Origin of the sequence: Embleya sp. NPDC020630 (assembly GCF_044334985.1) — a bacterium.
GTDB lineage: Bacteria > Actinomycetota > Actinomycetes > Streptomycetales > Streptomycetaceae > Embleya.
In genome coordinates this window covers 129,430-154,975 of the sequence record NZ_JBIRUB010000013.1, presented here as the reverse complement: position 1 = coordinate 154,975, position 25,546 = coordinate 129,430, and the positions used below count along the sequence as shown (strand labels likewise).

21 protein-coding genes are annotated in these 25,546 nt (G+C 72.9%); 12 read left to right on the top strand and 9 right to left on the bottom strand.

Annotated features, from left to right (window positions below; genetic code table 11):
- The first annotated feature begins 4 nt into the window (after positions 1-4).
- Positions 5-571 (top strand): NADPH-dependent FMN reductase, encoded by a 567-nt coding sequence (locus tag ACH4XV_RS34260; protein ID WP_395796224.1) that lies wholly within the window; start codon positions 5-7, stop codon positions 569-571.
- Between the two features lie 288 nt (positions 572-859).
- Entirely contained in the window at positions 860-1,366 is a 507-nt protein-coding gene (locus ACH4XV_RS34255) for a cupin domain-containing protein (protein ID WP_395796223.1), read from the top strand.
- Between the two features lie 73 nt (positions 1,367-1,439).
- Here the strand turns inward: ACH4XV_RS34255 and ACH4XV_RS34250 are convergent, their stop codons facing one another.
- Positions 1,440-1,880, bottom strand: coding sequence for a DUF2000 family protein (locus tag ACH4XV_RS34250; protein ID WP_395796222.1), 441 nt, complete (start codon positions 1,878-1,880; stop codon positions 1,440-1,442).
- 50 nt (positions 1,881-1,930) lie between these two features.
- Between ACH4XV_RS34250 and ACH4XV_RS34245 the strand changes: the two genes are divergently transcribed.
- Both ACH4XV_RS34245 and ACH4XV_RS34240 read left to right on the top strand, forming a co-directional pair.
- Positions 1,931-2,833 (top strand): AraC family transcriptional regulator, encoded by a 903-nt coding sequence (locus ACH4XV_RS34245; RefSeq protein WP_395796221.1) that lies wholly within the window; start codon positions 1,931-1,933, stop codon positions 2,831-2,833.
- Positions 2,834-2,958: 125 nt separating this feature from the next.
- Positions 2,959-7,449, top strand: coding sequence for a hypothetical protein (locus tag ACH4XV_RS34240; protein WP_395796220.1), 4,491 nt, complete (start codon positions 2,959-2,961; stop codon positions 7,447-7,449).
- Positions 7,450-7,484: 35 nt separating this feature from the next.
- Here ACH4XV_RS34240 and ACH4XV_RS34235 read toward each other — a convergent pair whose 3' ends face one another.
- On the bottom strand, positions 7,485-8,507 hold the full coding sequence (locus ACH4XV_RS34235; RefSeq protein WP_395796219.1) for an ABC transporter substrate-binding protein: 1,023 nt from the start codon (positions 8,505-8,507) through the stop codon (positions 7,485-7,487).
- Between the two features lie 224 nt (positions 8,508-8,731).
- Here ACH4XV_RS34235 and ACH4XV_RS34230 point away from each other — a divergent pair, with 224 nt between their 5' ends.
- Positions 8,732-10,132, top strand: a complete 1,401-nt coding sequence (locus tag ACH4XV_RS34230; RefSeq protein WP_395796218.1) for an aminotransferase class V-fold PLP-dependent enzyme — start codon at positions 8,732-8,734, stop codon at positions 10,130-10,132.
- A 16-nt stretch (positions 10,133-10,148) separates the two neighbouring features.
- Here the strand turns inward: ACH4XV_RS34230 and ACH4XV_RS34225 are convergent, their stop codons facing one another.
- The 3 genes from ACH4XV_RS34225 to ACH4XV_RS34215 form a co-directional block, all read right to left on the bottom strand.
- A complete protein-coding gene (locus ACH4XV_RS34225) occupies positions 10,149-11,915 on the bottom strand; it encodes an ATP-binding cassette domain-containing protein (protein WP_395796217.1) in 1,767 nt (588 codons plus the stop codon).
- Between the two features lie 121 nt (positions 11,916-12,036).
- Positions 12,037-14,973: an AAA family ATPase gene (locus tag ACH4XV_RS34220; protein ID WP_395796289.1), complete on the bottom strand. Its 2,937-nt coding sequence runs from the start codon at positions 14,971-14,973 to the stop codon at positions 12,037-12,039.
- Positions 14,974-15,295: 322 nt separating this feature from the next.
- On the bottom strand, positions 15,296-15,868 hold the full coding sequence (locus ACH4XV_RS34215) for a GNAT family N-acetyltransferase (RefSeq protein ID WP_395796216.1): 573 nt from the start codon (positions 15,866-15,868) through the stop codon (positions 15,296-15,298).
- A gap of 237 nt (positions 15,869-16,105) precedes the next feature.
- Between ACH4XV_RS34215 and ACH4XV_RS34210 the strand changes: the two genes are divergently transcribed.
- A complete protein-coding gene (locus tag ACH4XV_RS34210; RefSeq protein WP_395796215.1) occupies positions 16,106-17,839 on the top strand; it encodes a glycosyl transferase in 1,734 nt (577 codons plus the stop codon).
- 36 nt (positions 17,840-17,875) lie between these two features.
- Here the strand turns inward: ACH4XV_RS34210 and ACH4XV_RS34205 are convergent, their stop codons facing one another.
- A complete protein-coding gene (locus tag ACH4XV_RS34205) occupies positions 17,876-18,208 on the bottom strand; it encodes a hypothetical protein (protein WP_395796214.1) in 333 nt (110 codons plus the stop codon).
- Positions 18,209-18,235: 27 nt separating this feature from the next.
- Here ACH4XV_RS34205 and ACH4XV_RS34200 point away from each other — a divergent pair, with 27 nt between their 5' ends.
- Positions 18,236-18,895: a histone deacetylase gene (locus tag ACH4XV_RS34200; RefSeq protein ID WP_395796213.1), complete on the top strand. Its 660-nt coding sequence runs from the start codon at positions 18,236-18,238 to the stop codon at positions 18,893-18,895.
- Between the two features lie 7 nt (positions 18,896-18,902).
- Here the strand turns inward: ACH4XV_RS34200 and ACH4XV_RS34195 are convergent, their stop codons facing one another.
- Positions 18,903-19,628 (bottom strand): flavodoxin family protein, encoded by a 726-nt coding sequence (locus ACH4XV_RS34195; protein WP_395796212.1) that lies wholly within the window; start codon positions 19,626-19,628, stop codon positions 18,903-18,905.
- Between the two features lie 340 nt (positions 19,629-19,968).
- Between ACH4XV_RS34195 and ACH4XV_RS34190 the strand changes: the two genes are divergently transcribed.
- Together ACH4XV_RS34190 and ACH4XV_RS34185 are read left to right on the top strand one after the other, a co-directional pair.
- Entirely contained in the window at positions 19,969-20,376 is a 408-nt protein-coding gene (locus tag ACH4XV_RS34190; protein ID WP_395796211.1) for a WXG100 family type VII secretion target, read from the top strand.
- Position 20,377: 1 nt separating this feature from the next.
- Positions 20,378-22,498, top strand: coding sequence for a hypothetical protein (locus ACH4XV_RS34185; protein WP_395796210.1), 2,121 nt, complete (start codon positions 20,378-20,380; stop codon positions 22,496-22,498).
- A 49-nt stretch (positions 22,499-22,547) separates the two neighbouring features.
- On the opposite strand, the gene ACH4XV_RS34180 is transcribed toward ACH4XV_RS34185, so the two are convergent.
- Positions 22,548-23,180: a uridine kinase gene (locus ACH4XV_RS34180; RefSeq protein ID WP_395796209.1), complete on the bottom strand. Its 633-nt coding sequence runs from the start codon at positions 23,178-23,180 to the stop codon at positions 22,548-22,550.
- 110 nt (positions 23,181-23,290) lie between these two features.
- Here ACH4XV_RS34180 and ACH4XV_RS34175 point away from each other — a divergent pair, with 110 nt between their 5' ends.
- From ACH4XV_RS34175 to ACH4XV_RS34165, 3 genes are all read left to right on the top strand, one after another.
- Positions 23,291-23,611 (top strand): DMT family transporter, encoded by a 321-nt coding sequence (locus tag ACH4XV_RS34175; protein WP_380014501.1) that lies wholly within the window; start codon positions 23,291-23,293, stop codon positions 23,609-23,611.
- A 29-nt stretch (positions 23,612-23,640) separates the two neighbouring features.
- Positions 23,641-24,147: a TetR/AcrR family transcriptional regulator gene (locus tag ACH4XV_RS34170; protein WP_395796208.1), complete on the top strand. Its 507-nt coding sequence runs from the start codon at positions 23,641-23,643 to the stop codon at positions 24,145-24,147.
- 288 nt (positions 24,148-24,435) lie between these two features.
- Positions 24,436-25,020: a TMEM165/GDT1 family protein gene (locus ACH4XV_RS34165; RefSeq protein WP_126642227.1), complete on the top strand. Its 585-nt coding sequence runs from the start codon at positions 24,436-24,438 to the stop codon at positions 25,018-25,020.
- A gap of 33 nt (positions 25,021-25,053) precedes the next feature.
- Here ACH4XV_RS34165 and ACH4XV_RS34160 read toward each other — a convergent pair whose 3' ends face one another.
- Positions 25,054-25,530: a DNA-binding protein gene (locus tag ACH4XV_RS34160; RefSeq protein WP_395796207.1), complete on the bottom strand. Its 477-nt coding sequence runs from the start codon at positions 25,528-25,530 to the stop codon at positions 25,054-25,056.
- Positions 25,531-25,546: the final 16 nt, after the last annotated feature.

The following is a 25,546-nucleotide window of genomic DNA, read 5'->3' as shown; positions in this document are numbered from 1 at the left end:
TCGCGTGCGCGACGTCAAGATCCTGGCCGTCTCCGGCAGCCTGCGCGCCGAGTCGCACAACACCCGACTGCTGCACGCCGCACGCAAGTTCGCCCCGGGTGGCGTGGACATCGAGATCTACGAGGGCCTGCGCGACATTCCCCCGTACGACATGGACCAGGACACGCCGGACAATCGGCCCGCCGCGGCCGCGGACCTGCGCCGGCGGATCACCGAGGCGGACGGGCTGCTGATCGCCACGCCCGAGTTCAACTACTCGATCCCGGGCGTCCTGAAGAACGCGATCGACTGGGCGAGCACCGACTGGAGCGGCACGGAGGGGCTGCCGCTGCTGCACAAGCCGACCGCGATCATGGGCGCCGCACCCACCAACTTCGGCTCCGTACGGGCCCAGCTGGCGCTGCGTCAGGTATTCGTCTGGACGCACACCGACGTGGTGGTCAAGCCCGAGGTGATCGCGTTCCGGTCGCACGAGCGCTTCGACGAGGCGGGCAACCTCACCGACGAGACGACCATCGGCCTGCTCCGCGATCTGCTGGTCGCGCTGCGGGACAAGATCGACGCCGAGTAGGCGTCCGGGACTCCTTCGGGGGCGCGGGAGGGGTTTCGCCGTCACGGGGCGGCGAAACCCCTCCCTTGTTTGGGCGGGGTTGACCGAGGGCGGAAAATTGACCCATCATTTCGTCCTCGAAATGCACCATTGCGGGGGTCGAAAGCGGCCGTAGATTGGTGTCAACGAACGGCGGGGCCGGGCGCCGAGGAAGCAGCGAGGCGCCCCCACCGTCCGTACGCATCACCTCGATCGGCACCGGTCGACCGGTTCACCGCTTTCCCGCACGTCCGTACGCAAGGAGCCACCATGTCCGCGAACACCTCGAACACCGCCGCCACCACCGGCGAGGTCCCCGTCCTGGTCCGTACCCGGGACGCCGAGATCATCCAGGACGGTCCGACCAGCCTGATCACGCTGCTGGCCGACACCCCCGGGCTGACCGCGAACCTGGCCACGTTCCGCAAGGGCTCGCCGGGCGCGCCGGCGCACTTCCACACCCGGGCGAGCGAGATGTTCCACGTCACCGAGGGCACCATGCGCATCCTGCTCGGCGAGGAGATCGTGACCCTGGAGACGGGCGACTTCCTCCTCGTGCCGCCGAACACCACGCACGCCTTCGCCCCTGCCCCGGACACCGAGGCCAAGATGCTGGTGGTCTTCACGCCCGGCATGGACCGCTTCGACTACTACCGCCTGCTGGAGCGGGTGCACCGCGGCGAGGCCGACTTCGCCGAACTGCGCGCGACGTCCGAGCGGTTCGACAACCACTACGTCGACAGCCCCGTGTGGCGCGAGGCCATCGCCGGGAAGTGAACCCACGCACCATGACGCAGGGCCCGGACCACCTCACGTGGTCCGGGCCCTGCGTGTTTCACGCGGACACGCCCTACGGGTGCATCGCCGCGCCCTTGCAGACCTTGTCCACCGCGTTGCGCGGCCCGTACACGGCGATGCCGACCAGGTCCAGATCCGCACGCGGCACCGCCCGCACCGCCGCGCGGTTGTCCCGGTCGTTGCCGGTGGCGAACAGGTCCGAGGTGAACACCGCCACCGACAGGTCCCGGCCGAGGGCGCGGGTGTGCGCCGTGGTCAGCAGTTCCTTCCCGGCCTCGAAGATCAGTACCGGCTGGCGGAACATCGGCAGGTACGCGGTGTCGTCGGCGTCCGTGTACGGCTCGCCGATCACCTCCGGTACCCGGGTGCCCAGGCCACTGACCAGGAACGCCGTCACGTTCAGTCGTTGCCAGGCGGCCAGGTCCTCGCGCAGCAGGACGGCGATCTTGGTGTCGAAACGGATGGGCGCGTTCTCGGCGTGCTCGGATTCCATGCCCGGAAGTCTTCCGGGGCCCGCATCGGCCCGTCTTGTACGATCCTGACATGGTTGCCGGTGCGGAACTCGTGGCGTGGCGGCCACCGGTGGCCGGCGTCACCGAGGTGCTGCACGCACACATGACCGACCACGCCTACCCGATGCACACACACGCCGCGTGGACGTTGCTGATCGTCGACGACGGCATGATCCGCTACGACCTGGACCGGCACGAACACGGTGTGTTGCGACAGACTGTGAGCCTGCTGCCGCCACATGTGCCGCACAACGGCGCCGCGGCCACCGCGACCGGGTTCCACAAGCGGGTGTTGTATCTGGACTCCTCGCACCTGCCCCACTCCCTGATCGGCCCGGCCGTGGACCGACCGGTGTTCGACGATCCGGAATTGCGCCTCCGGCTGGACCGGCTGCACCTGTCGCTGGCCCGTGCCGGCGAGGAGTTGGAGACCGAGAGCAGGCTCGCGTTCATCGCCGAGCGGCTGCGCACCCACCTGCGGGGCCGGGTCGGCGCACCGCCGGAGGTGCGCGATCCGGGCCTGGCCCGCCGGTTGCGAGACCTGCTGGACGAGCGTTACGTCGAAGGTGTCACGCTGCGCGAGGCGGCCGAGGTGCTGTACGCGCATCCCACCCATCTGATCCGGGCCTTCGGCCGGGAGTTCGGAATCGGCCCGCACCAGTATCTGACCGGCCGTCGCGTCGACCTGGCCCGCACGCTCCTGCTCGACGGCATGCCGGCGCACACCGTCGCCACCGCCGCGGGATTTTATGATCAGTCGCATCTGAACCGGCACTTCAGGCGTGTATTGGGTACCAGCCCGGGCCGGTTCGCGCGGATCGGGGCCGGTGCGGTCGCGATGCGCGGGCGCTCGTCGGCGATCCCGTCGACCGCCCCGGGCGATCGCCGCCGACCTCGGCCCGCGCCCCTGTCCGGCACCCCTGTCGGCCCCTGACCGGTCCGTGCTCGACGGCCGATCGTCGGTGAGCTGTGGTGGGGTGGTCCTCGCGATGCCGCCCGGAACCCGGGCGGGAACACGGCGGACGGCCGGTGGGTCCGACAGCCAAGGGGAGGCGAACAGTGACGCAGGGAGCCGCGCGGCGACCCGACCCGGCCGCGGAGGTGCTGCTCGGACTCGCGGTGGCGAGCGGCGAGCCGGGCGACGCGGGCCGGCTGCGGCATCGACTCGGCGTGCGCGAGCCGGCCTGGTTGGCCGATGCGGCGCTGCCGATCACCGCACGTCGTCGGGCGGTGCGCGATCCGGACGTGCCGGTGCGCCGCGCGGTGGCGCGCAACCCCCGGGCCACCCCGGCCGATCTGGCCGCGCTCCTGGAACGGCCCGACCCGGTCGTCGATCGCCTGGTCTACCGGCACGCCACCGCGCTGCCGTGGATGCGCCGGGAGATCCTCGCCCCGGGCCGGCACCCGGATGCGAGTGCCCTCGCGGTGTTGTGGGAGGAGATCCGCGCCTGTGCCGAAGACCCGCCGGACCATCCGCACTTCGTCGGCGCGGCGGTGGTCTCCGGCATCCCCGCGCTGATCGAGCACGCACTGCGCACCCAGGGCGCGCGGCTGACCCGCGCCGAGCAACTGCGCGGTCTGCTCGGCATGTTCGCCGAGCCGGAGCGGCTGGGCGCGCTGCTCGGCCAGGTGCGGTTTCGGCCCGGCGTGCCGCCCGAGCCCGGCAGCGCACCCGGGCCCGGTGTCGCCGACCTCGCCGCCGCCGCGCTCGCGTCCGGGGACGACGGGCAGCTGCGGGCCGCGGTGCTCGCCGCGGAGGGCTCGGCCGGGCTGATCGCGGGGCTGCGGGCCGGCGAGCCGGAGCCGACCTGGCGCCGGCACGTCGACTGGACCCGGCTGCCGGCCGCGCACCGCACCGAGCCGCTGCCCGAGTCGGCCGCCGTCGCGCTGGCCGCCCGGCCGGACTGTCCCGAGGTGCTGCTCGCCGAGTTGTATCGGGCCCACCCGGCCGCGGTGGCGCAGGTCGCCCGCCCCTCGGTCGCCCTCCTGGAGGCCGCGGCGCACCTGCCGGGCCATGTCGAGGCGACTCGGATCGCCGCCGCTGCCGCCGCGTCCGGACTGGCCGACGAACGACACGCCGCGCTCATACCGAGCCGCGTGGCCCCCGCCCGCGTCGGGGTGGCCATGCTCGCCGAACTCCCGCCCGGCCGCCCGCTCGCCGAGCTGATCCACCGTCACCTGGGTTGCTCGGCCGACCGCTGGGCCGCCCTGCGCGGCGCGCTGTCCCGCTACCGGGGCACCCTGGCCGACCTGCTGACGGGCATCGCCGACGGCACCGTGCCCGGCTCCGGAAACGCCCCTCCTCCGGCGCTGTCCCGGTCCTACCGCTTCCTGCTCCACGCCGCCCCGGCCGAGGATCTACGCGCCCTGCTGCCGCACCTGCCCGACGAGTTGCTGCGCGACCTGCTCGGCCGCGGCCCGCTCCCCGAGCACGTCTTCGAGGCCGCCCTCGCCGGCCGCGACCCGAGAGTCTGCGCGGCGTCGGCGGCCAACTCGGGCCTGGATCCGCGCCGGCTGGGCCGACTCGTCGGGCTGGACGAACCCCGCGTGAACGCCGCGGTGTACCGCAACCACCACTGCCCGCTCACCCTGCGCCGCCGCATCGCCTCGGGCACGCCGCGCACCGCGGGTCGGACCGAACCGGTGCCACTGGACCCGGCGTTGCGCGCCGAACTGCTCGACTGCGCGGACCGGCGCCGACTCACCCCGCTGGTGGTCAGCGGCGACCCGGAGCTGGTGCACGCCGCGCTGTACGCGTTGCCCTCCGCCGACGCGCGGGCGTTCGCGTTCCTGAAGGTGTGGCAACGCGGCGGCCCCGACGCGGCGCGGCGCCTGGTGGAACTGATCGGCGGACTCGGGCCGCACCGGGCCGACGCCCTCCCGGACCACCTCGAATCCGCGGACGGGCCGGGCCGGTTGGGCGCGGTGCGCATCCCGTACGAGGACCCCGACGCCCTGCCGAACGTGCTGGCCGGCGCGCGCGGGCGCAACGCCACCCGCCGGCTCCTGGCCACGCTGGTGCACGAGCCGTACACGTACGACCTGCCGCGCCTGGTCGCCCGGCATCGGGAAACACCCTACGCGCCCGAATCGATCGACGAACTCCTGCGCCACGAGGACGCCGTCGGCGAACCGGCCCGCCTGCTGCGCCTCGCGGTGGTCAACCGGGCCGGCGGGACCACCGCCCAGGACCTGAACCGTGAGCCGATCGACCGGCTGCGTGAGGTCGCCTTCCACCGCACCGACGCCGGCTGGGTGAACGCCTGCGTCGAGCACGAACTCCTGGATCCGATCCGCCTGGTGGACACCGCCCGCCCGGCCGGCGAGGTGTTGCGCGCGCTGCCCAAGCTGACCCGGGACACCGTCGCCGCACCGGTCCGGGCCCGGATCGGCGCGCTGGTGCGGACCCGGCTCGCCGGGCACGTCGAGGCGACCGTGATCGCGCTGGGCCTGCTCGACTCGTTCGCCGGCACCGTCGGCGAGCTGATCGATGTCGCCGCACAGGCCGCCGGACCGCCGCCCGGTCCCGGGCAACGCGCCGCCGCCGACGCCGAGATCGCCGAATCGGCCCGCGAACCGGCCGCGTCCACGCCGACGTCGCGCACCCCCGAGCGGGTCGGGCCGATGTTGCCGACCCGGTGCGGGCGACGCGGCGCCCCGGACCGCAGTTGTGCGCTGGCCGCCGCGCATCTGCTGCGCTCGATGGTGCCGGGCGCACCGATCCCCACCGATCCGGCCGTGCTCACGGTCTTCGCGGAGACCCCGGAGGCGGATGTACCAGGGCTGGCCCATCCGGACTGGCTGCGCGCGGCCTGCGCGGCGGCTCCCGTGGACCTGCCGCGCGAGCGGTTGGCCGGGCGCGATCCGGTCGGCTTCCGCGCCGGCGCCTCGGCCTCGGTGCGCTACCGCGCCGGGCTGGTCGGCCCCGCCGAGTTGATCGCCGCCACCCCCGCCCGCGCGTTGAGCACCGCGCGGCCGGGCGAGTTCTCCCAGCTCGCCCGGGAACCGCTGACCCGGGCGGTGCGCGCGCTGCTCGCCGAACACCTCGGCCACGACCCGCGCCGCTGGCTCGCCGCACTGGCGGTGATGGACAGCGACGGCGGCGAACTGCCGCTGCCCAAGCTCCTCGAGCGGGTCAACGCCGGCGCGCCGGAGCCGCCGGAGGACGGGCCGCCCCCGGTGCTCTCCGACGCCGGGTCGGCGCTGCTCGTCTACGCCGGCGTGCGGGTGCTGCGCGCCGTCCTGCCGTTGCTTGCGCCCGGCGCGCCGAGCATCCTGGCCCGCGACGCCGAGCGGGCTCGGCATGTCAGCGCCGACCTGGTCGAGTACGTGCTCGGCCTGACCGACGTCGAGCCCGCGCTGATCCTGGCCGAGGGCGACGCCCGCCCGCCGCACACCCGACACGTGCGCGAACGCCTGCTGGCCCGGCGCGATCCGGCGCTGGACGACCGGCTGTACGGCGATGTGAAGCGGCGCGGCGACGTGGCCGAGCGGCGGCGGATCCTGGCCCGCGCGGCGGACGACCCCCGGCCGCTGTCCGCCGCGCTGCGGGCCCGGCTGCTCGAACCCGGCGTGTTCTCGGCGTATTGGGTGGACGCGCTGCGGGTCACCGTCGAGGCGGCCGACGCGGACGTGGTCGAATCGGCGCTGGCCGCGATGTCCGGGAAGTTGTCCCTGCTCGACCAACTGCTCGCGGCCCGGAACGTGTTGCGCTTCGGCGGCGCGCACCGGCTACGCGCGGTGATCGATCGTGGCCTCCTGGGCAGCGGCGCGGCCAGGATCGCCGGCAAGGCCCTGGAGGCGCACGATCGGGCGCTCGACGCCGGAGGGCGGGCCGGGCTCGACGTGTCCCCGCCGGCGCGCGCCGCGCTCGACGCCGGGTCGGCGGTGCTGAGCGAGCGAGTCGAGCGGGAGTCGTCGCCGGCCCGGCTGGTGGCCCGGCTGCGCGGGTGCCGGCGGCTGCCGGACGCGGAGCGGGTCCTGGATCGGCCGTACCGGCGCGACTGGGTGCTGCTGGCGCGGGAGCACGCGCGCGAGCCGTGGCCGGCGGGCGTGCGGCACGCGCTCGCGACCCGGCCGGACGCGCCCGACGAGATCGTGCTGTCGATGCTGGCCGACCTGCACCCGGCGGAGGCGTTCGCCGCGGCCCGGCGCGGTCCGCGCGCCGCCCGCGCCGTCACCGCCCTGGTGGTGCCCGACGGCGGCACCGCCGAGTGGCACGCGGAGGTGGAACGCCTGGTCGAGGCGGGCCTGTTGACCGGCCGTGACCTGGTGCACGAGGTCGGCCACGCGGAACGGGCGCTGCGCTACCTCGCCGACGCCCGGGCCCGGGTCGACCTGGCCGGTCCGGTGCGCGCGGCGGTCGACGCGGCATACGTGGAGGTCGCCGTACTGGCCGTCGACCTGCTGGGCACCGAGGACCGCTCGTGGCAACGCCTGTTCGCGGCACTGACCGAACAGGACGAACACTGGCGCCGCGCACACGGCCCGGCCGCCGGCATCGCCGGCCTGCTGACATACGCGGCCCGCGAACCGCTGGGACCGGCCTGACACGGGCCGGTCCCGCCGGCGCGGTGGGAGCGGCCTCAGCCGGCCAGGTTCTTCTCCAGGTCGCCCAGGATCGAGTTCGCCGCGACCACGCCGAGGCCGAGGTACCAGGTCTCGTCGGGGACGGTGACGGCCTTGCCCTTCTCCACCGCGCCGAGCTTCTTCCACAGCGGGTTGTCGGTGACCCTGCCCTGCGCGGTCTTGTCCGCCGGGCCGTAGGTGCCGACGAAGATCCGGTCGGCGTCCGCCTCGGTGATCCGCTCCTCGGACAGCTCCACGGCCAGGTCGTCGATGTTCTGGTTGGCCGGGCGCGGCAGGCCGACGTCCTGGAGCACCGTGCCGATCAGCGACTTGTTCGCGTACAGGCGGATCTTGCCCGGCATGAACCGCACCATCGAGATGGTCGGCTTGTTCGGACCGAGCTTCTCGCCGAGCGCCTTGGCCCGGGCCTGGTAGGCGTCCAGCTGCTGCTTCGCCTCGGCGGTCTTGTCCAGCGCCGCGGCGTTGAGCAGGAAGTTCTCCTTCCAGGTGTAGCCGGGGCGCACGGAGAACACGGTCGGTGCGATCTTGGCCAGCGTGGCGTACTGCTGTTCGGCGCGCAGCTTGCTGCCCAGGATCAGGTCGGGCTTCAGGTTCTCGATCGCCTCGAGGTTGAGGCTGTTGATCGTGCCGACCTTGGCCGGCTTGCCGGCCTTGCCCTCCAGGTAGGCGGGCAGTTCCTGGGAGCCGTCGGTGAACGCGACGCCGACCGGCTGCACACCGAGCGCGGCGACGTTGTCCAACTCGCCGGTGTCCAGCACGACGACCCGCTTCGGCCGCTCCTTCAGGACCACGTCGCCCATCGCGGTACGGATGGTGCGCGGGTACTGCCCCGGCGCCGCGTCGGTGCCCAGGCCCGTGGTGACCTGACCGGCGTTGCCGAACTCCTTGCCGCCGGCGGCGACGGCGGGCTTGCCGCCCTTGTTCCCGTCGGACGAGTCCGAGCTGCCGCAGGCCCCGGTGAGCAGGGCGGCGGACAGGGTCACGGCGACGGCGGCGATTCGGCGGCGGGGTATCGGCATGGGTGCTGGTTCCTTGGCGCGTGGGGGACGCGGGCCGAACGCCGTGGTATGGCGGCGATCGACCCACCTGTGTTCAGGTAAGGCTTACCTTGCCTCACCCTAGAGGATGGTTGGCGCGGAACCGCCATCAGGGGTGAGAACGGGCATCCGGAACACGCGGTCGCATCCGTTGACGTGCGCTTAGCGAGGGCGCGAGACTCGGACATTCGGGGGAGGTGGGGACCGTGGGAATCGCCGAGCCGGCCGGACCGCCGGACTTCGAGGCGATCCGCCGCACGGAATACGGCTACCTCGACGACCAGGGCCTGGTCTACCTCGACCACACCGGCGCCGGCCTGGCCGCACGCCGCCAGTGGCGGGCGCACGCCGCACGCATGGCGGGCCGTACCTACGGCAATCCACACTCCGAACACCCGGCGTCGGTCGCCTCCACGGACCTGGTCGAGCACACCCGCCGGGCGATCCTGGCGCACTTCAACGCCGATCCGGACCGCTACGCGGCGGTGTTCACCGCGAACGCCACCGGCGCCTGCCGACTGGTCGGCGAGGCCTACCCGTTCCGGCGCGGCACCCGGTTCGTCCTGCCGATCGACAACCACAACTCGGTGAACGGGATCCGCGAGTACGCCCGCGCCCGCGGCGCGCGCACCGAGTACATCGGCCTGGCCGGTCCCGAACTGCGCCTGGACGGGGAACGATTACGCGCCACACTGGCCCGCCGCCGGGGTCTGTTCGCGTTCCCCGCGCAGAGCAACTTCACCGGCGTACGCCACCCCCTGGAGTGGATCGACGTCGCCCACGAGCACGGCTGGGACGTACTGCTCGACGCGGCCGCCTACGCCCCCACCAACGTGCTCGATCTGGCCGTCGTACAACCGGAGTTCGTCGCCGTCAGCTGGTACAAGGTGTTCGGCTACCCGACCGGCGTGGGCGCGCTGATCGCGCGTCGGGACGCGCTGGCCCGGCTGCGTCGGCCGTGGTTCGCCGGCGGCACGATCGAGGCGGTCAGCGCGCAGGGCGGCTGGCATCGCATGGCCGACGACGAGTCCGCGTACGAGGACGGCACGCTCAACTTCCTGGCCGTTCCCGACGTGGCGCAGGGCCTGGCCTGGGTCGAGGAGGTGGGGATGACGGCGATCCACGAGCGCGTCGCCGCGTTGACCGCGCATCTGCTGGCCGGATTGGCCGAGTTGCACCATCACGGCGGCGAGCCGCTGGTGCGGGTGTACGGGCCGGGCACGACGGACGAGCGGGGTGCGACGGTGGCGCTCAACGTCCTGGACGCCGCCGGGCACGTGGTGGACGAGCGGGTCGTGGCGCGTGACACCGCCGCCGCCCGGATCTGCGTGCGCACCGGCTGCTTCTGCAATCCCGGCGCGGGCGAGGCGGCGTTCGCGATCGGCCGACGCACGCTGCGCGGCGCGGTGTTGCGCACCGCCGCGTCCGGCGGCACCCTCGACGACTACCTGACCCGACTCGGTCTGCCCTCGGGCGGCGCGGTCCGGGTCTCGCTCGGCCTGCCGTCCACCCGCGCCGACGTGGACGCCTTCCTGGACTTCCTGGACCGCACCTACCGCGACCGACCGGTCGACCCGAACGGACTGGCCCCGCGCCTGCGCTGTTGACCACGCCCGCGCCCGCTCACCGCCCGGCCCGGGGGCAGCGGCGGGCCAGCACGACGCAGGTCGCGGCGACGAACAGCGCGGCGCAGCCCGCGAGTACCGCCCAGCCGAGCAGTGGCGAGTGGTCGAAGCTGTCCCCGTACGAGGCGAGCAGCGGCGGTCCGAGCGGGGAACGGCTGTGCGCCCAGCGGCCGGACAGGTCCAGGTCGCTGCCCAAAGCCTCGAACGCCCACCGGTTGGTCATCGCGTAGCTGAGGGTGTGTCCGATCGCGGGCATCCGGGGCACCGGGACGAACGCGCCGGAGAAGAGCACCTGGGGAAAACACAGCAGCGGCAACATCAGCGTGGCCTGGCCCACTTCGGTCACCGCGGCGGAGGTGAGCAGCCCGAGCGCGAGCGCCGCGGCCGAGGCGAGCAGCAGCGTCACCAGGAGGGATCCGTACACGCTCCAGGACGCGGCGGGCAACCGGTTCATCCCGCGCAGCACGGCGAGCAGCAGTACGTCGGCCAGTACCAGGATCGGCAACAGCACGGTGAACTTGGCCGCGAGGTACGGCCCGATCCGCAGCACGGTCAGCCGTTCGCGGCGCACGATCGGCAGTTCCACGCAGATCTGCAACAGCCCGTAGGTCAGCCCGAAGAAAAAGCCGCCGAACGCGATCCAGAACAGGATCATCGCCGCTCCGGACGGGCTCGGCGCGAGCGGGTCGAAGGCGCCGGGGCGAAAGAGCATCGCGAACATGGCCACGATCACCAGCGGCGAGCCGATCAGCATCGCGGCGGTCAGCCGGTCGCGGGTGATCAGTTCGAAATCGCGGCGGGCCAGGATCGACCATTGGCGCAGCGGGTGATCGGCCTTTCCGGCGCCACAAGCCGGGCCCGGCCTGCGGACCGCCGGGGGTTTCGGGGCGGCGGGACGTGGCTCGGCCGGGTGATCGGGTGTGGGCACCGACCCGGCGATCGGGCCCGACCTGCCTCCCGGTCCGGCTGTCTGCTCCAACTCCCGTTCCAAAGCGCCCAGTTCGGGTTCGAGCAGCAGTTCCGGCTCACGGCCCGCGTCCACGCTCGCCCCTCGGGACGCCACCGCGGCGTACACGTCGGCCTCGGTCGCCACGCCGAAGTGCGCGCACATCGCCCGGGGATCGCCGACGTAGGCGGGGCGTCCGTCGGGCGCCAGGAACGCCACCCGGTCGCAGCGGGCCAGGTCGGCCGGGGCGTGTGTGGTGAGCACGACGGTGGTGCCCGCGCGGGCCAACTCGTGCAGCAGGTCCATCAGTTCGGCCGCGGCGGCCGGATCCAGGCCGGACGTCGGCTCGTCCAGGAACAACACCCTGGGCCGGGTCAGCAACTCCACCGCGATGCTGGCCCGCTTGCGCTCGCCGCCGCTGAGCGTGCCCACCCGCTGACCCGCGCGCGCGGTCAGCCCGAGCGCGGCCAGGGTGCGCTCGACGGCGTCGGCCGGCCCCTCGTCGGCCGGTGCGCGCAGCGCCGCCGCGTAGCGCAGGCTGTGCGCCAACGGCAGCGCGCGGTGCAGGATGTCGTCCTGCGGGACATAGCCCAGGCCGCGCGCGTCGGGCCGCCCACCGTCGTGCCGCACCTCGCCCGCACTCGGCGCCCGGATCCCGGCCAGGGTGTCCAGGAGCGTGGTCTTGCCGGACCCGCTGCCGCCCGCGATCGCCGACACCTCACCGGCCTCGGCGACCAGCGAGACGCCGCGAAGCACGGTCCGCCCGCCGACCGTTCGCTCCACGTCGCACGCCGCGACCCGGATCCCGTGCCCTGCCATGAGCGCCCCCCGACGACTGCCCCCGAACCATCGACGGGTCATGTATAGCCCGTGCACCCGGCCCCGGACACCCCGCTCGGTGTGATCGGTATCGGGTTCGTCGAGGTTCGGCGGCGCCGGGTCAGTCGTCCAGCAGCCGCATCCGGTGGGCCAGCGCGGCGGCCTCGCCGCGGGTGGCCACCTCCAACTTGGCCAGGATGTTGGACACGTGCACGCTCGCCGTCTTGACGCTGATGAACAACGTCTCGGCGATCTGTCGGTTGCTCCGCCCGTCGACGAGCAGGCCCAGCACCTCTTGCTCACGGGGCGTCAGATCGCCCGTCTGGTGCGCCGACCGGGCCGCGGCCGGGCTCGCGCCGGCGCGGCCGAACGGTTCGAGTCGGGCCCGTCGGGCGAGCAGTTCGATACGTTCGCGCAGCGGCACGGCCCCCAGGCGCACCGCCGTCTCGTGGGCCCGGCCGAGCACCTCGGCGGCGGCCGCCCGCTCGCCGGCGGCGACAAGCGCGGCGCCGAGGTCGGCCTGTGCCTGCGCGGTGGGATAGGGCTGCGTGGTCGCCTCCCAGCCCGCCACCACCTCGCGCCATCGGTCCACGGTGTCGGTGCCCTCGACGCGGTCCAGGCACGCGGTCAGGGTGCGTGCCTGGGTGCGGTCCAGCGCGCAGTCCTGGGCCAGCGCCGCGCCGGCCGCCCGGATCCGGGCGAGGTCGGCGCGGATCGCCTCGGTCGGCTCGTCGTCGCCGTACGCGCGGGCCGCCTCGATCAGCAGCGGGAAGGCGAACCGCTGGTTGCCGACGCCGAAGCCGGCCCGCAGTTCCGCGTCCAGGATCTCGACCACCTCGGCGCGCCGGCCCTGCGCGCGGGCCAGCGCGATCGCGGCGCCGGACTGCGGGATGCGGTGTTGCGCCTCCTGGTGCCTGCCGCGTGCGCTCTCGCGCGCGTGGGTCAGCGGGGCCGCCGCCTCGGCGATGTCGCCGCGGACCAGGTGGGTCATGGCCAGCATGCGTTCGGCGTGGCCGGTGGCGCAGCCGTCGGCGTTGTGCTCGCGGATGTCGTCCACCGTCCGGGCCACCTCGTCCCAGCGGCCGAGCGAGAACAGGCTCTCCGCGAGGTTGCCCAGGAGGAACGCGCCGGTGTTGCGGACCACGCCACGTTCCCGGGACAGGTCGAGCGCGCGGTGGAGCGCGGCGACCGACTCCTCGTGCCGGCCGACGCCCTCCAGGACGGAGGCCCAGTTGCCGAGCACGTAGATCAGCGTGTCCGGCTTGCCGCCCGTCGCCGCCTCCGCGACGCGGACCGCCTCGATGCCGTACGCGAGTGCCTGCGTCTCGTCCGGCTCGCCGGACCCGGTCAGGAACCAGGACAGCGCCTGGAGCGTGCCGGCGATCATGTCCTGGTCGTCGAGCCGGCGGGCGATCTCCAGGACCTGCCGGGCGATCTGCAGGGCCTCCTGGACGTGCCCCTCCAGGAAGTGGGCGCGGGCGCTGCGCAGGGCCACGCCCGCGTACTCGATCGAGTCGGGTCGGTCCTGCAACAGGCTTTCGGCGTGCTCCAGTTCGACCATGCCGGAGCCGCGGCCCAGCCGGTTCAGCGACTTCGCCCGCTGGGTCCACAGCAGCGCCGCCCGGAGCGGGTCGCGCTCCTCGTCGACGAGGTCCAACGCGTGGCGCAACAGGGCGAGTTCACGATCGCCGGAGTTGTCGTAGCGGGCCGCGACGATGGCGCCGTCCAGGACCTGTGCGAGCGTGGTGCCGGTGGACTCCTCCGGGTCGGGGACCATGTCCCACATCGCGATCGCCCGCTCGTACAGCTCCCGCGCCTCGCCGAAGGCGTACCGGTCGGCGGCGGCGACAGCCGCGGTCAGGCTCGCGGGCAGCGCCTCGGCGGGGCGACCGGCGGCGGTCCAGTAGCGGGCCCGGCGCTCCACGTGGTCGCGGTGCGGGGACAGTTCGCCGCGCTCCACCAGGGTGTCGTGGGCCCGGGCGAACGCCGCGTACATCCGGGTGCGCTCGCCGGGCAGCAGGTCGCCGAGCGCCGCCTCGCCGACGAGCGCGTGCCGGAAGGTGTAGCCCTCGCCGTCCGCGTCGGAGACCAGGACGTGCCCCGACACGGCCGCGCGCAGCGCCGTCTCCAGGGTGTCCGGGTCGAGACCGGCCACCTCGGCGAGCAGCCGGTGCTCCACGCCGATGCCGCCGACGGCGGCCAGCCGAACCACGCGGCGAGCCTGTTCGGGCAGTTGTTCGATGCGGATCAGGAGCAGGTCGCGGAGCGTGTCGGACAGGTCGGTGAGCCGCCCGTCGCGGATGCCGGCGGCCAGTTCCTCGACGAAGAACGCGTTGCCCTCGGAGCGTTCGAACACCTGCCGGGTGAGGGCGCGCGAGGGGGTCTCGCCGAGCAGGCCGGTGAGGTGCTTCTCCACCTGCGGCAGGGTGAGCCGGCCCAGCTCCACCCGGGCCACCGAGCGGATGCGTTCCAGCTCGGCGACCAGGCGGCGCATCGGGTGGCTGCGGTCCATCGCGTCCGCGCGCAGCGTGCCGACCAGCAGGATCCGTCCCCGGCGCAGCGAGCGGACCAGGAACGCGAGCAGTTCGCGGGTGGCCGAGTCGGCCCAGTGCAGGTCCTCGAAGGCGATCACGAGGGTGCGGTCCTCGCCGGCGCGCTCCAGCAGGCGCAGCGCGGACTCGTACAGCCCGGCCCGCTCCGGGGCGGGGCCCACCACGGGTTCGGCGGCGAGCGTCGGCGAGATCCAGGCCAGCTCGCGGCGGCGGTCGCCGACCACGGCGTCGAAGTCGTCGCCGAGCGTGGTCGCCAACGCCCGCAAGATGGCCGAGAACGGCGCGAACGGCAGCCCCTCGGCACCCAGTTCGAGACAGGCCCCGACCGCGACCACGGTCGGCTGCGAGCGATCGGCGGCACCGGCCAAAAACTCGTCCAACAACCGGGTCTTCCCGACCCCGGCCTCCCCGGTGAGCAACACGACCCGGGGCTCCCCGCCATCGGCCTCGCCAAGCGCCTCGACGAGCCGCCCCATCTCGGACTCACGACCAACAAACAGCGGCATCCCGGCAAGAACAGTCACACAACGCAGCTTCCCACGCCCCCCGACCAAACGAACGGCACGGGTAACAACAACCCACCCCTCCGGCAGCCCGTCGGTCGGGCGGTCGGGGCGAGCAGGCGGGCAAGCCGAGCAGGCCGCCGCACGGAAGCGAGGAGCCAGGCAAGCGGGCCGGCGAGTAGGCGAGCGGGCGGGCAGTCGGTTCGGTCGGGCGACCCGGCGGCGGGCGGGCAGCCGGATGGGTGGGCCGGTGGTCGGGTGGGTGGGCTCTCGGGGCGGCGGATCCGGGCTGGGCCGAGTGCGACGGGGGCGGTGTTGCGCCGGGTCAGGCGGTGGGTCGGGTCCGGTGGAGCCATTCGGTGCGGGTGATCGTGTATTCGACCTCGCCGTGTTCGGAGCCCTCGATCGGCTCGGGCCAGGTGTCGAAGTATGTGCGTCGCAGGGTCAGGCCCAGCTTTTCCATCACCCGTCGCGAGGCCCGGTTCACGGACATCGTGTTCGCGGTCACCTCGTGCAGTCCCGGCTCGGCGAAGCCTCGGTCGAGCAGCGCCCCCGCACCCTCGGTCGCGTAGCCCAGCCCCCACGCGTCACGACGCAGGCGATATCCCAGCTCGACCACGTCGACACCGTCCTCGGCGAGCGGACGCAGCTCGAACCACCCCACGAACCGCCCGCCGTCCCGCTCCCGCGCGGCCCAAAAACCCGGCCGGCCCCACACCGGGTACACGTGCCGCAACCGAGGCAGGACCCGCTCCCGAACGGCCTCGACCGACGTCGGCCGCCCGCCGTCGATGAAGCGCATGACCTCCGGGTCACCGTCCAGCTCGACCAGATGCGTCAGGTCCGACTCGACGAACGCCCGCAACTCCAGCCGCGGCGTCTCCAGAAAGATCGACATCCCGCCATCCTGGCCGACGCCCCGGCGCCGAGCCGGCGAATTTATCCGGCCGGCCACCCCGGTACCCACTCGGCCGCCCGGCCCTCGTAGCATGGCCGGCGAACCTCTCGCCGCTGGGCGCTCATGGCGGGCAATCTCCCCGGAAGGACCCGATCCATGGCCGCCGTCGCGACCCGGCTCCGCATATCGTCTCGCATCGCGCGCGCCGGTGGCATACGCGGTGGCCGCATACCCGGCGTGCGTGCCGGCGACCGGTGGGTCGCCGTCGGGTTCCTCCTGTTCGCCATCTGGCTCTACCACGACCTCTGGGCCGATCTCGATCACGCCTACCTGGCCTCCGCCGGCCAGGACCAGAACATGTGGGAGTGGTTCTTCGACGCCACCGCCGACGCGGTGCGCGACCTGCGCGATCCGCTGATCTCGGACCTGCAGAACCACCCGCTGGGCGTCAACATGATGGCCAACACGGCCATGCTCGGCCTAGGCGTACCGCTGACCCCGGTGACCCTGCTGTTCGGCCCGACCAGCACGTGGGCCCTGGTGCTCACCGGCGGCCTGGCCGCAAGCGCGTTCGCCTGGTATCGCCTGTTCATCCGCCACCTCGTGCGACATCGCGCGGCGGCGGTGATCGCCGGCGGGTTCTGCGGGTTCGCCCCGCCGATCGTCGCGCACGGCAACGCACATCCGAACTTCGTCGTGCTCTTCGTGATCCCGCCGATCATCGGCGCGGTGATCCGGCTGTGGCGCGACGAACGGCCGGTGCGCAACGGCATCGTGCTCGGGCTGCTGATCGCGTTCCAGATCTTCATCGGCGAGGAACCCCTGGTGTTCGCCGCCACCGGCCTGGTGGTGTTCGGGTTCGCCTACGCACTGGCCCGCCCCGAGGCGGCCCGGGCGGCGGCCCGACCGCTGGGCACGGGACTGCTGATCGCCGCCGCCGTGTCGTTCGCACTGGTGGCGTATCCGCTCTGGGTGCAGTTCTTCGGGCCGCAGCACTACTCCTCGCTCGAACACGAGTCCGGCAACGACCTGGCCGCGTTCACCGCGTACGCGAGCGATTCCCTCGCCGGCGACCGGAGCGGCGCGGCGGCGCTGTCCGAGGGCCCGACCGAGGAGAACGCGTTCTTCGGCTGGCCGCTGATGATCCTCACCGGATTCCTCGTCGTCTGGCTGCGCCGCGAGGTGGTCGCGCGAGCGGCGACGATCACCGCCCTGGTCGCGGCACTGCTCTCGCTCGGGCTGCGGATCGTGGTCGACCACGAGAAGACCGGCATCCCGGGACCGTGGCAGCTGGTGAACAAGCTGCCGCTGTTCGAATCGATCCTGGAATCCCGGTACGCGATGGTCTGCGTCCCCGCGATCGCGGTCCTGCTGGCGATGGCCACCGACCGGGTACTGGCCTCGGTCCGGGATCGACCCGTCACCGAGCGCGAGTTGCCGGTACGGCTGATCTGGGCCGGCGTGCTGACCATGGCCCTGCTGCCGATCGCGCCCACCCCGCTGGACGTCGTCGACCGCCGCCCGGTGCCGGCCTTCTTCGCCGACGGACGGTGGCGCCCGTACGTGGACCACGGGTCGGTGGTCGTGGTGCCGCTGCCGAGCGTGGTCGAGGCGTCCGCGTTGCACTGGCAGAGCGTGGCCGACCTGGGCTTCCCGCTCGCGGAGGGCTACTTCGTCGGCCCGTGGGGTCCCGACCGGGTGGGCGTGTACGGCGCCGACTACAGCCCGACCTCGGCGCTGCTCGGTCGGGTCGCCTCCGAGGGCAAGGTCCCCGAGATCACCGACGACCAGCGCCGCGAGGCCCGCGAGGACCTGGCCCGCTGGCGCGCCGACGTGGTCGTACTGCCCCGGCACCCGCACGGCGCGGAGCTGGCCGGCACCCTGACCGCGCTGCTCGGTCCGGGTCAACGGGTCGCCGACGTGCAGGTATGGGACGTACGACCGCTGGTGGCGGCGGCCCGGGCCGGATAGGCCGGGGCCCGAACCGGCCCGAAACCGCACACCGGATCAGCGGTATCTGGCCTCGATCTCGGCGAAGTACGCCTTGGCGAGCCGCAGAAACTGCGCTTCGCACAGCGCGATCTCATCGCCGAGCCGATATCCCAGGACGGACCGCGCGGGATCCAGCCGGATCTGCGTGTCGCCGACCAGCCGACCGGCATGCGCCGTCAACGATCTGGCCGGCACCCGGACCTCGTTGACGGGGTTGCCGTCCTTCTTCTCCAGACTGCGGCTGCGATTCGCGAAGAAATGGTCCAGGGCCAAAACCAGGTTGTTGAAGAACTCCGGCTCGAACGCCTCCAGCGCCGTCTCGAACCGTGTCGCGGTCGCACCGGACAACCGCGCACTCGCGCTACGCTGCCGGGCGTGTGTTCCGATCTGGTGTGGTATGTCGCGTACGGGTCCAACATGCACGCCGCCCGGCTCGACTGTTACCTGCGCGGCGGCCGGCCCCCCGGCGGCGTCCGGAACTATCCGGGATGCCGGGATCCGGCCGCACCGCGCGCGACGCGGCCGGTGGTGATACCGGGCCGGATGTACTTCGCCCTCGAGTCGAAGGTCTGGACCGGCGGAATGGCCCTGTACGACCCGCTGGACCCGGGTCGCACACCCGGCCGGGCATACCTGCTGACCCTCGAGCAGTTCGCCGACCTCGCCGCACAGGAGATGCACCGCGCCCCCGGGCGCGACCTCGACTTCGACCTCGGCGACATGGCGACCACCGGCCGGGCGACTCTCGGCCCGGGCCGCTACGAGACGGTGGTCCGCGTCGGTACGGCCGACGGCCTACCGATACTCACCCTGACCACGCCTTCCCGCAGCGCCGACGTGCCGTGGAACGCCCCCGCCGCCGCGTATCTGCACCACCTGAGCGCCGGTCTCGGCGAGGCGCACGGCTGGTCCCGCCGGCGCGCCGCCCGCTACCTCGCCGGCTGCCCGGGCGCGGCCGGCACCTGGACCGAGGACACGATCGCCGTACTGCCGAGCCCACCGGACCCGCCGTGCCCGTCCGGCCCGCCGAGTTGACCGTCCCTCAGCGATAGTCCGGATTCTCGAAGTCGTACCGACACCCTGCGTCCCACCCCGCCCGCTGGTTGCCGTACGCCGGAATCCCACCCGCGTCCTTGAGCAGCCGGGCCAGGTGCAGCAGATTCCAGGTCATGAAGGTGGTGTTGCGGTTGGTGAAGTCGTTGTCCGGACCCCCCGACCCGGGATCCAGATACGACGGCCCCGGCCCGGCCTCGCCCATCCACCCCGCGTCCGCCTGCGGCGGGATGGTGTAGCCGAGGTGCTGAAGGCTGTACAGCACGTTCATCGCGCAGTGTTTGACGCCGTCCTCGTTCCCGGTGATCAGGCAACCGCCGACCCGCCCGTAATAGGCGTACTGCCCGGCCTCGTTGAGCAGACTGGAACACGCGTACAGCCGCTCCACCACCCGCTTGAGCACCGAGCTGTTGTCGCCGAGCCAGATCGGCCCGGCCAGGACCAGGACGTCCGCGTCCATCACCCGCTCGTACAACTCCGGCCACTCGTCGCTCGGCCACCCGCGCTCGCGCATGTTCGGCCAGACCCCGGTGGCGATCTCGTGGTCCACCGCCCGGAACTCGTCGACCGCGACCCCGTGTCGGGTCATGATGGCGCGGCTGATGTCCACCAGGCCCTGGGGGTTGCTGACCTCCGGGGAACGTTTGAGGGTGCAGTTCACGAACAGTGCCCGCAGGTCGTCGTAGCGCGCGGGCGGTGGTCCGAAGTCGGGCATCGAAGGCTCCTCGTGTCTCGTGTCTCTTGTCTCGACGGCGGCGAACGGGGGTGACGCGGGACCGGCGCGGTGGACGATCGAGGACGTCCCGGCGCCGGCCTCTCGCATCCGATCACCCCGGGACGGCATATCCCCCCGCACCTCGCCCACCACCCCGCCCCGGCCCACCCGCTCGGCGCAACATCGGCGCCCATCGGCCGACTCCCCGCCCGCGGTCCCGATCCGGCATCACCCCCCGCGATGTCCACGGATCGGTTGATCACGGCGAGCCGGTGGTCTTGGATGGCCGTGTATCGCGCATGTATGGCGCGTATCTCATCGGTGACTCGGGGGTTACGGCATGACAACCGATTTCGACTCGATACTCAATCCGGGGCTGCCCCGGGTGAAGGTGGACGGCAGCACGTTCGCCGCCACGAACAGGCCCGACCCGCGCCCGGGTTGCGCACCGCAGGGACCCGACGTACATGTCGAGCCCGGCACATTGGACACCGCCGCCGGCCGACTGCGGGAGATCGCGGGGGACTTCCGCACCACCGGCCTCAAGGGCGTCACCGCACTCGAACCGGCGACCAAGGCACTCGACGGTTTCGACCTGGCCAAGGCGGTGGACGCCGCGCACACCGCGTGGCACGACCGCACCATCGCGGTCGCCGACACCCTCGCCGGCCGGGCCGGGAACCTGAACACCGCGGCAACCGCATGGCGCAACACCGAGGGATCCGTCTGCACGACCTTCGGAGACTGACGTGGTCGATTTCATCCACCTGCGTGACGTCGACCTGGGCACGCTCGTCACCGCGGCCGAGGTGTGGGCCACACTGCCCGACCGCATGCACACCCAGCACGGCGACGTGGACCGCGACGTGGTCGCCCCGCTCGCCGGCGGCGCCTGGAAGGGCGCCGAGGCCACCGCCGCGATCGGCGAACTCCGGGCCATGTCCGGCCAGATGGAGGACGCGCACACCGAGGCGGCGGCGCTGCGCACGGTGCTGCTCGACGCGGCGAGCGACCTGAAGACCGCCAAGGAGCACCTGACCAAGGCGATCACCGACGCGGCCGACCAGAAGTTGACCGTGGACGACAGCGGCGGCGTGCACTGGACCGCGCCGTCGTACGCGCACAACCTGCCCCCGGACGACTACGACGCGGTGACCAAACCGCTCAAGGAGGCGGCGCAGGGCATCGCGGACCGGATCGGCAGGGCGCTGACCGAGGCCACCGCCGCCGACCAACGCGCCGCCTTCGCGCTGAACGCGGACACGCGCGGCGACGACCCGAAGAAGTTCAACGGCAAGGCGGTCGGCGCGGGCCCGGCCCAGGACGCGCGCCGCGCGACCGACCTGGCCAATCGGCTGATGATGCTCAGCCCGGCCGAGCGCGGCGAACTGCGCAACCTCCTCGCCGCCAACGCCGACGACCCGGCGTTCGGTACCCCGTTCCTGAACCAACAGGGTCCGCGCGGCACGCTCTGGCTGGCAGGGATGATCGCCAAGCTCGGCGGCGGCGACGCACCCAAGGGCTTACAGGAGGACCTGAAGGCGATCCAGGCCGACCTCGGTCGAGTGCTGGCCGCCGGTACCGGAAAGGGCCCCGGGCCGCACGTCGATCGGGCGTGGGTGGACGAACTCATGCGGGCCGGCCGGGAGAAGACCGACATCGGGCTGTATTCGTTTCGGCCCTACGGATATCAACTCCTGGGCACCCTGCTCGACACCGGGCATCAGGACACCGATTTCCTGCGCCTGGTCGGCCAGGACATGCGCGCCATGGAGCGGGACGATCCCGCCGTATGGATGAAGAACACGCCGTCGGGCGCGATGTACAACGGGTTCCGACTCGACATCGCCGACGGACACGGGGCGGGGCTGGACCCGATGACCGGCCTGATGGCCGCCTTCGGCAACAACCCCGAGGCGTCGAAGGATTTCTTCGACCCCGCCAAGCACCCCGGCGAGGTCGGCTACATGCTCAAGCGGCACTGGTTGCCGGACTGGGCCGGCGCGGGCCCGATCCCCGAGGGGTACAACGCGCCCGGACTCGACCAGTTGGGCCGGGCGTTGGAGGCCGCCTCGACCGGACAGACGCCCGGCGGTGGCTACGGACCGCCCGGCGGCCCGCATCCCCCGCACGACGAGACGATGCGGCAGATCATGCGGGACACGGCCGCCACGCTCGGCGGCGACGACGGCCTGCGCGGCAAGTTCGCGGCCAACCTGCGGGACAGCGTGGGCAACATGGTCGCGTCCTATATGGGCGACGGCGTGTACGACCAACTGGTCGCCAGGGACGGGCAGAACGGGGCGATGTTCCACGACCGGGACCTGATGCGGGTGATCACCGGCGCGGGCAACGACCCCGAGGCGTTCGCGGTGATGCACGGCGCCACCGTCGAACACGCCGCCGGCGTGCTGGCCGCACACCCGGTGGTCAAGGCGCCGGGGGCGCTGCCGGCGATGGACGTCGAGGCCCGGCAGGCGTTCAACGCGCTGGGCACGATGGACGGTCTGCGCGACGAGTCGATCGTGGCGGCGCGCGAGGCGGGGGTCACCGAGGCGACCTGGAACCGCAAGTACCAGACCCTCGCGAGTGCGCAGATCCTGAGCTACATCCCGCACGTCGGCGTTCCCGCCGGCCGGATGATGGACATCTACACGGCCCACGCCCTGGCCGCCGACACCGCCGCCCTCGAACACGGCTCCGGGCTCAGCCGGACCGAGAACTACTGGCGCGGCTGGTCGAGTTCGCAGGCGATGGCGGAGGAGTACGCGCGGGCGAACACCACCAGCCCGGAGGAGATCACCGACCTGGCCGAGGACCGCCGGGCCCAGGCGATGGACACCGCCGCCCGCCGACTGGCCCGCAAGTAGCCCGATCGAGCCCGCCGCCCACTCCCCCGGGGCGGCGGGCTCACCCGGATCAGGCGACGGCCTCGGCTGCTGAGGCGGGCGATCCGGGCGGCACGAGCCGGCCACTCGTGCCGTCGACGCGCACATGGGGGCGCTCCCACGGACGGTCGGCGGCCAGGTGCGCGGCCTCGGCGGTGCGCCACAACCGCCAGAACCAGGCGAGCCCGGGCCCGTCGCGCTCCAGCGTGCGGGCGGCGGCAACCTCGGCCGGGGTGTCGACCAGGACGCGCAGCGCGGTGACCGTTTCGAGTTCCCGGCGGGCCGCGCCGACGCCCTCCAGGATCACCACCGGGGCGGCCGGTATCTCGCGGTAGCCGCCGATCCGATAGGCGGGCCAGTCGTAGATGCCGCACCGCGCCGGCTCGTGCCGGGCCAGCGGCGCCAGCAACTGCTCGCGCAACCGCGGCAGCCAGCCGAAGAAGTCGCCGGGCCGGGCGAAGTCGTCCAACCGCACCACGGGCGCGCCGGGCAGGTGCGCGGCGAGCCTGTCGGCGAACGTGGTCTTGCCCGAGCCGCCGATCCCGTCCACCACGATCAACCGGGTCCGGCCGACGGACGGGGGGAGCGCCACGGCACACCCGGCCAACCGGGCAGCCGTCGCACACCGGCGCGGATCGAGCCGTTCGGGCCGTTCGGTGGGCATCGGCGCAGCCTACCCACCACCACGACCAGGCCCGCCGGGGGCCGGCGACCGCACACCCCGCTCCAGTACATTTGTACTTGTACATCTGTACAACTCGGTGGGGAGGGCACATGGCCTGGTTGTTCCTGGGGTTGGCGATCTCGTGTGAGGTGATCGCGACCAGTCTGCTCAAGAGCACCGACGGCTTCACCCGGCTGTGGCCGACGCTGGCCTGCCTGGGCGGCTATGCCGGCGCCTTCTACCTCCTGACGCTCTCGCTGCGCCAGTTGCAGGTGGGCACGGCGTACGCGATCTGGTCGGGGCTCGGGACGGTGGCGATCGCCCTGGTCGGCGCGGTGTTCCTGAACGAGCCGATGACGCTGCTCAAGGCGTTCGGGATGGCCCTGGTGATCGCGGGCGTGGTGGTGCTGAACCTGGGTGGTGCGCATTGACCGCGAGCCGGGATCCGGAGGGTCGCCGGTTGCGGATCGTACGCGGCGCCGTCCAGGCCATCGCCGAGGTGGGCGTCGGCAACACCACGCACCGCCTGGTCGCGGCGCGGGCCGAGGTCCCGCTGGGGGCGACCACGTACTACTTCGCGTCGCTCGACGACCTGGTCGCCGCGGCGCTGGAGTACGCGTCGGCGGAGACGGTGCGGATGGTGGACGACTGGGCGGCGCGGATCCGGGGCAGCGACGACGTGCCCGGCGTGCTCACCACGCTGACCGCCGAATACCTCGCGGACCGCCCTCGGGCGCTGGTCGAGTACGAGTTGTATCTGGCCGCGGCGCGCAGTCCCGAGCTGCGCGGTTTCGCGCGGGCGTGGGTCGAGGGGATCGGCGGCTTCCTGGCCGATCGGTTCGGATCACCCGCCGCGGCGGCGGCGGTCACGCTCCTGGACGGCACGATGTTGCAGGTGTTGACCCTGGGCACGCCGCTGGACGAGGAGCAACTGCGCTGGTCGCTGGCCCGCTGCCTGGCATCGTGAGCCGGACCCGGGCCCGCGCGGCGATGCTCGGGCGGGTCGTACGCATGCGGTAGGGTCGCAGCCAGCGAAGGGGAGTAGCCCCGCAAACCGGTCGTCGACATGCTGGAGCCCTCGGGCTCCCGGTGGCCGGGCCCGATCATCACGGGTGGGCGAGACCTTCGGCCAGGCAACGACGCGTCCGCGAATCTCGCGGACGCACCCCGTCGTGCCGGGCCGAGTGGTCCTCCAATCCGCCGAGCGGCGCTTCGTGAAGACCCGGGGCCCGGCTCTCGCAGAAAGCCACCCGGAATGCACCTCGACCTTTTGGCGATCCTGACCGCCTTCGGGCTGATCTTCCTCGCCGAGCTCCCGGACAAAACCATGTTCGCGTCGCTCGCCATGGGCACCCGCATGCGCCCGCTCTACGTCTGGTTCGGTACCTCGACCGCGTTCGCCGTGCATGTCGCGCTCGCCGTGGGCGCGGGTGGCCTGCTCGGCCTGCTGCCCGGTTGGATCGTCAAGCTCGTCTCCGCAGCGCTGTTCGGCTTCGGCGCGTTCATGCTGCTGCGCGGTGGTGCCGACGATGAGGACGCGGACGGCGGCGGGGCGCGGATCACCGGATTCCGGGCGGTGTTCTCGACCGCCTTCATGGCCGTGTTCATCAGCGAGTGGGGCGACCTGACCCAGATCACCACCGCCAACCTGGCCGCCACCAACGGCACCTGGTCCACCGCGATCGGCTCGGTCGCGGCGCTGATGTCGGTGTCCGCGCTGGCGCTGCTCGCCGGGCGGTTCATCGCCAAGCGCATGCCGCTGCAGACCGTGCAGCGGATCGGCGGGGTGTGCATGCTCGGCCTGGCGATCTGGTCCCTGGTCGAGGTCTTCGCGGGCTGACCCGGTGGGTGTTGCGAGCCGACCCGCGCGCGTTCAGGCCCGAGCGGCCGGGTCGTCCTCCGGCTCGGGGGTGGTGCGGCCGAGCAGGCGTTCGTAGCGCTGGCGGGCCGCCTGCGGGGTGCCCAGGCCCAGACCGAAGGCGATCTCCTGCCAGGTCATCTCGCGCCCCCGGGCCATTCGGAGGAGCCCCGCCTCCAGGTCGTCCATCTCGCCCCTGGCCATCGGGATCAGGCTCAGCGCGGCGGTGATGTCGGCGTGGTCGACCGCCGGCTCGCCGTCGGCGGGCTGCGCGATACCGCTGAGCAGGAACGACACCAGCCGGATCGCCTCGTGCGGGCCGAGCATGTACGGGTTCACCTGCCGCGCGCGCTGCTCGTCGGTGGCCGCGTGCCGCTCAGCGATCCGGAACAGGGAGGCGTGTACGCGCCGGGCCCGCGCCTGCTCGGGGTCGGGCGCGGTGAAGGGGTCGTGGGATTCGGGGGTCACGGGCGTGTCCGCAGTCGAAGACATGGTCACAGCATGCCGA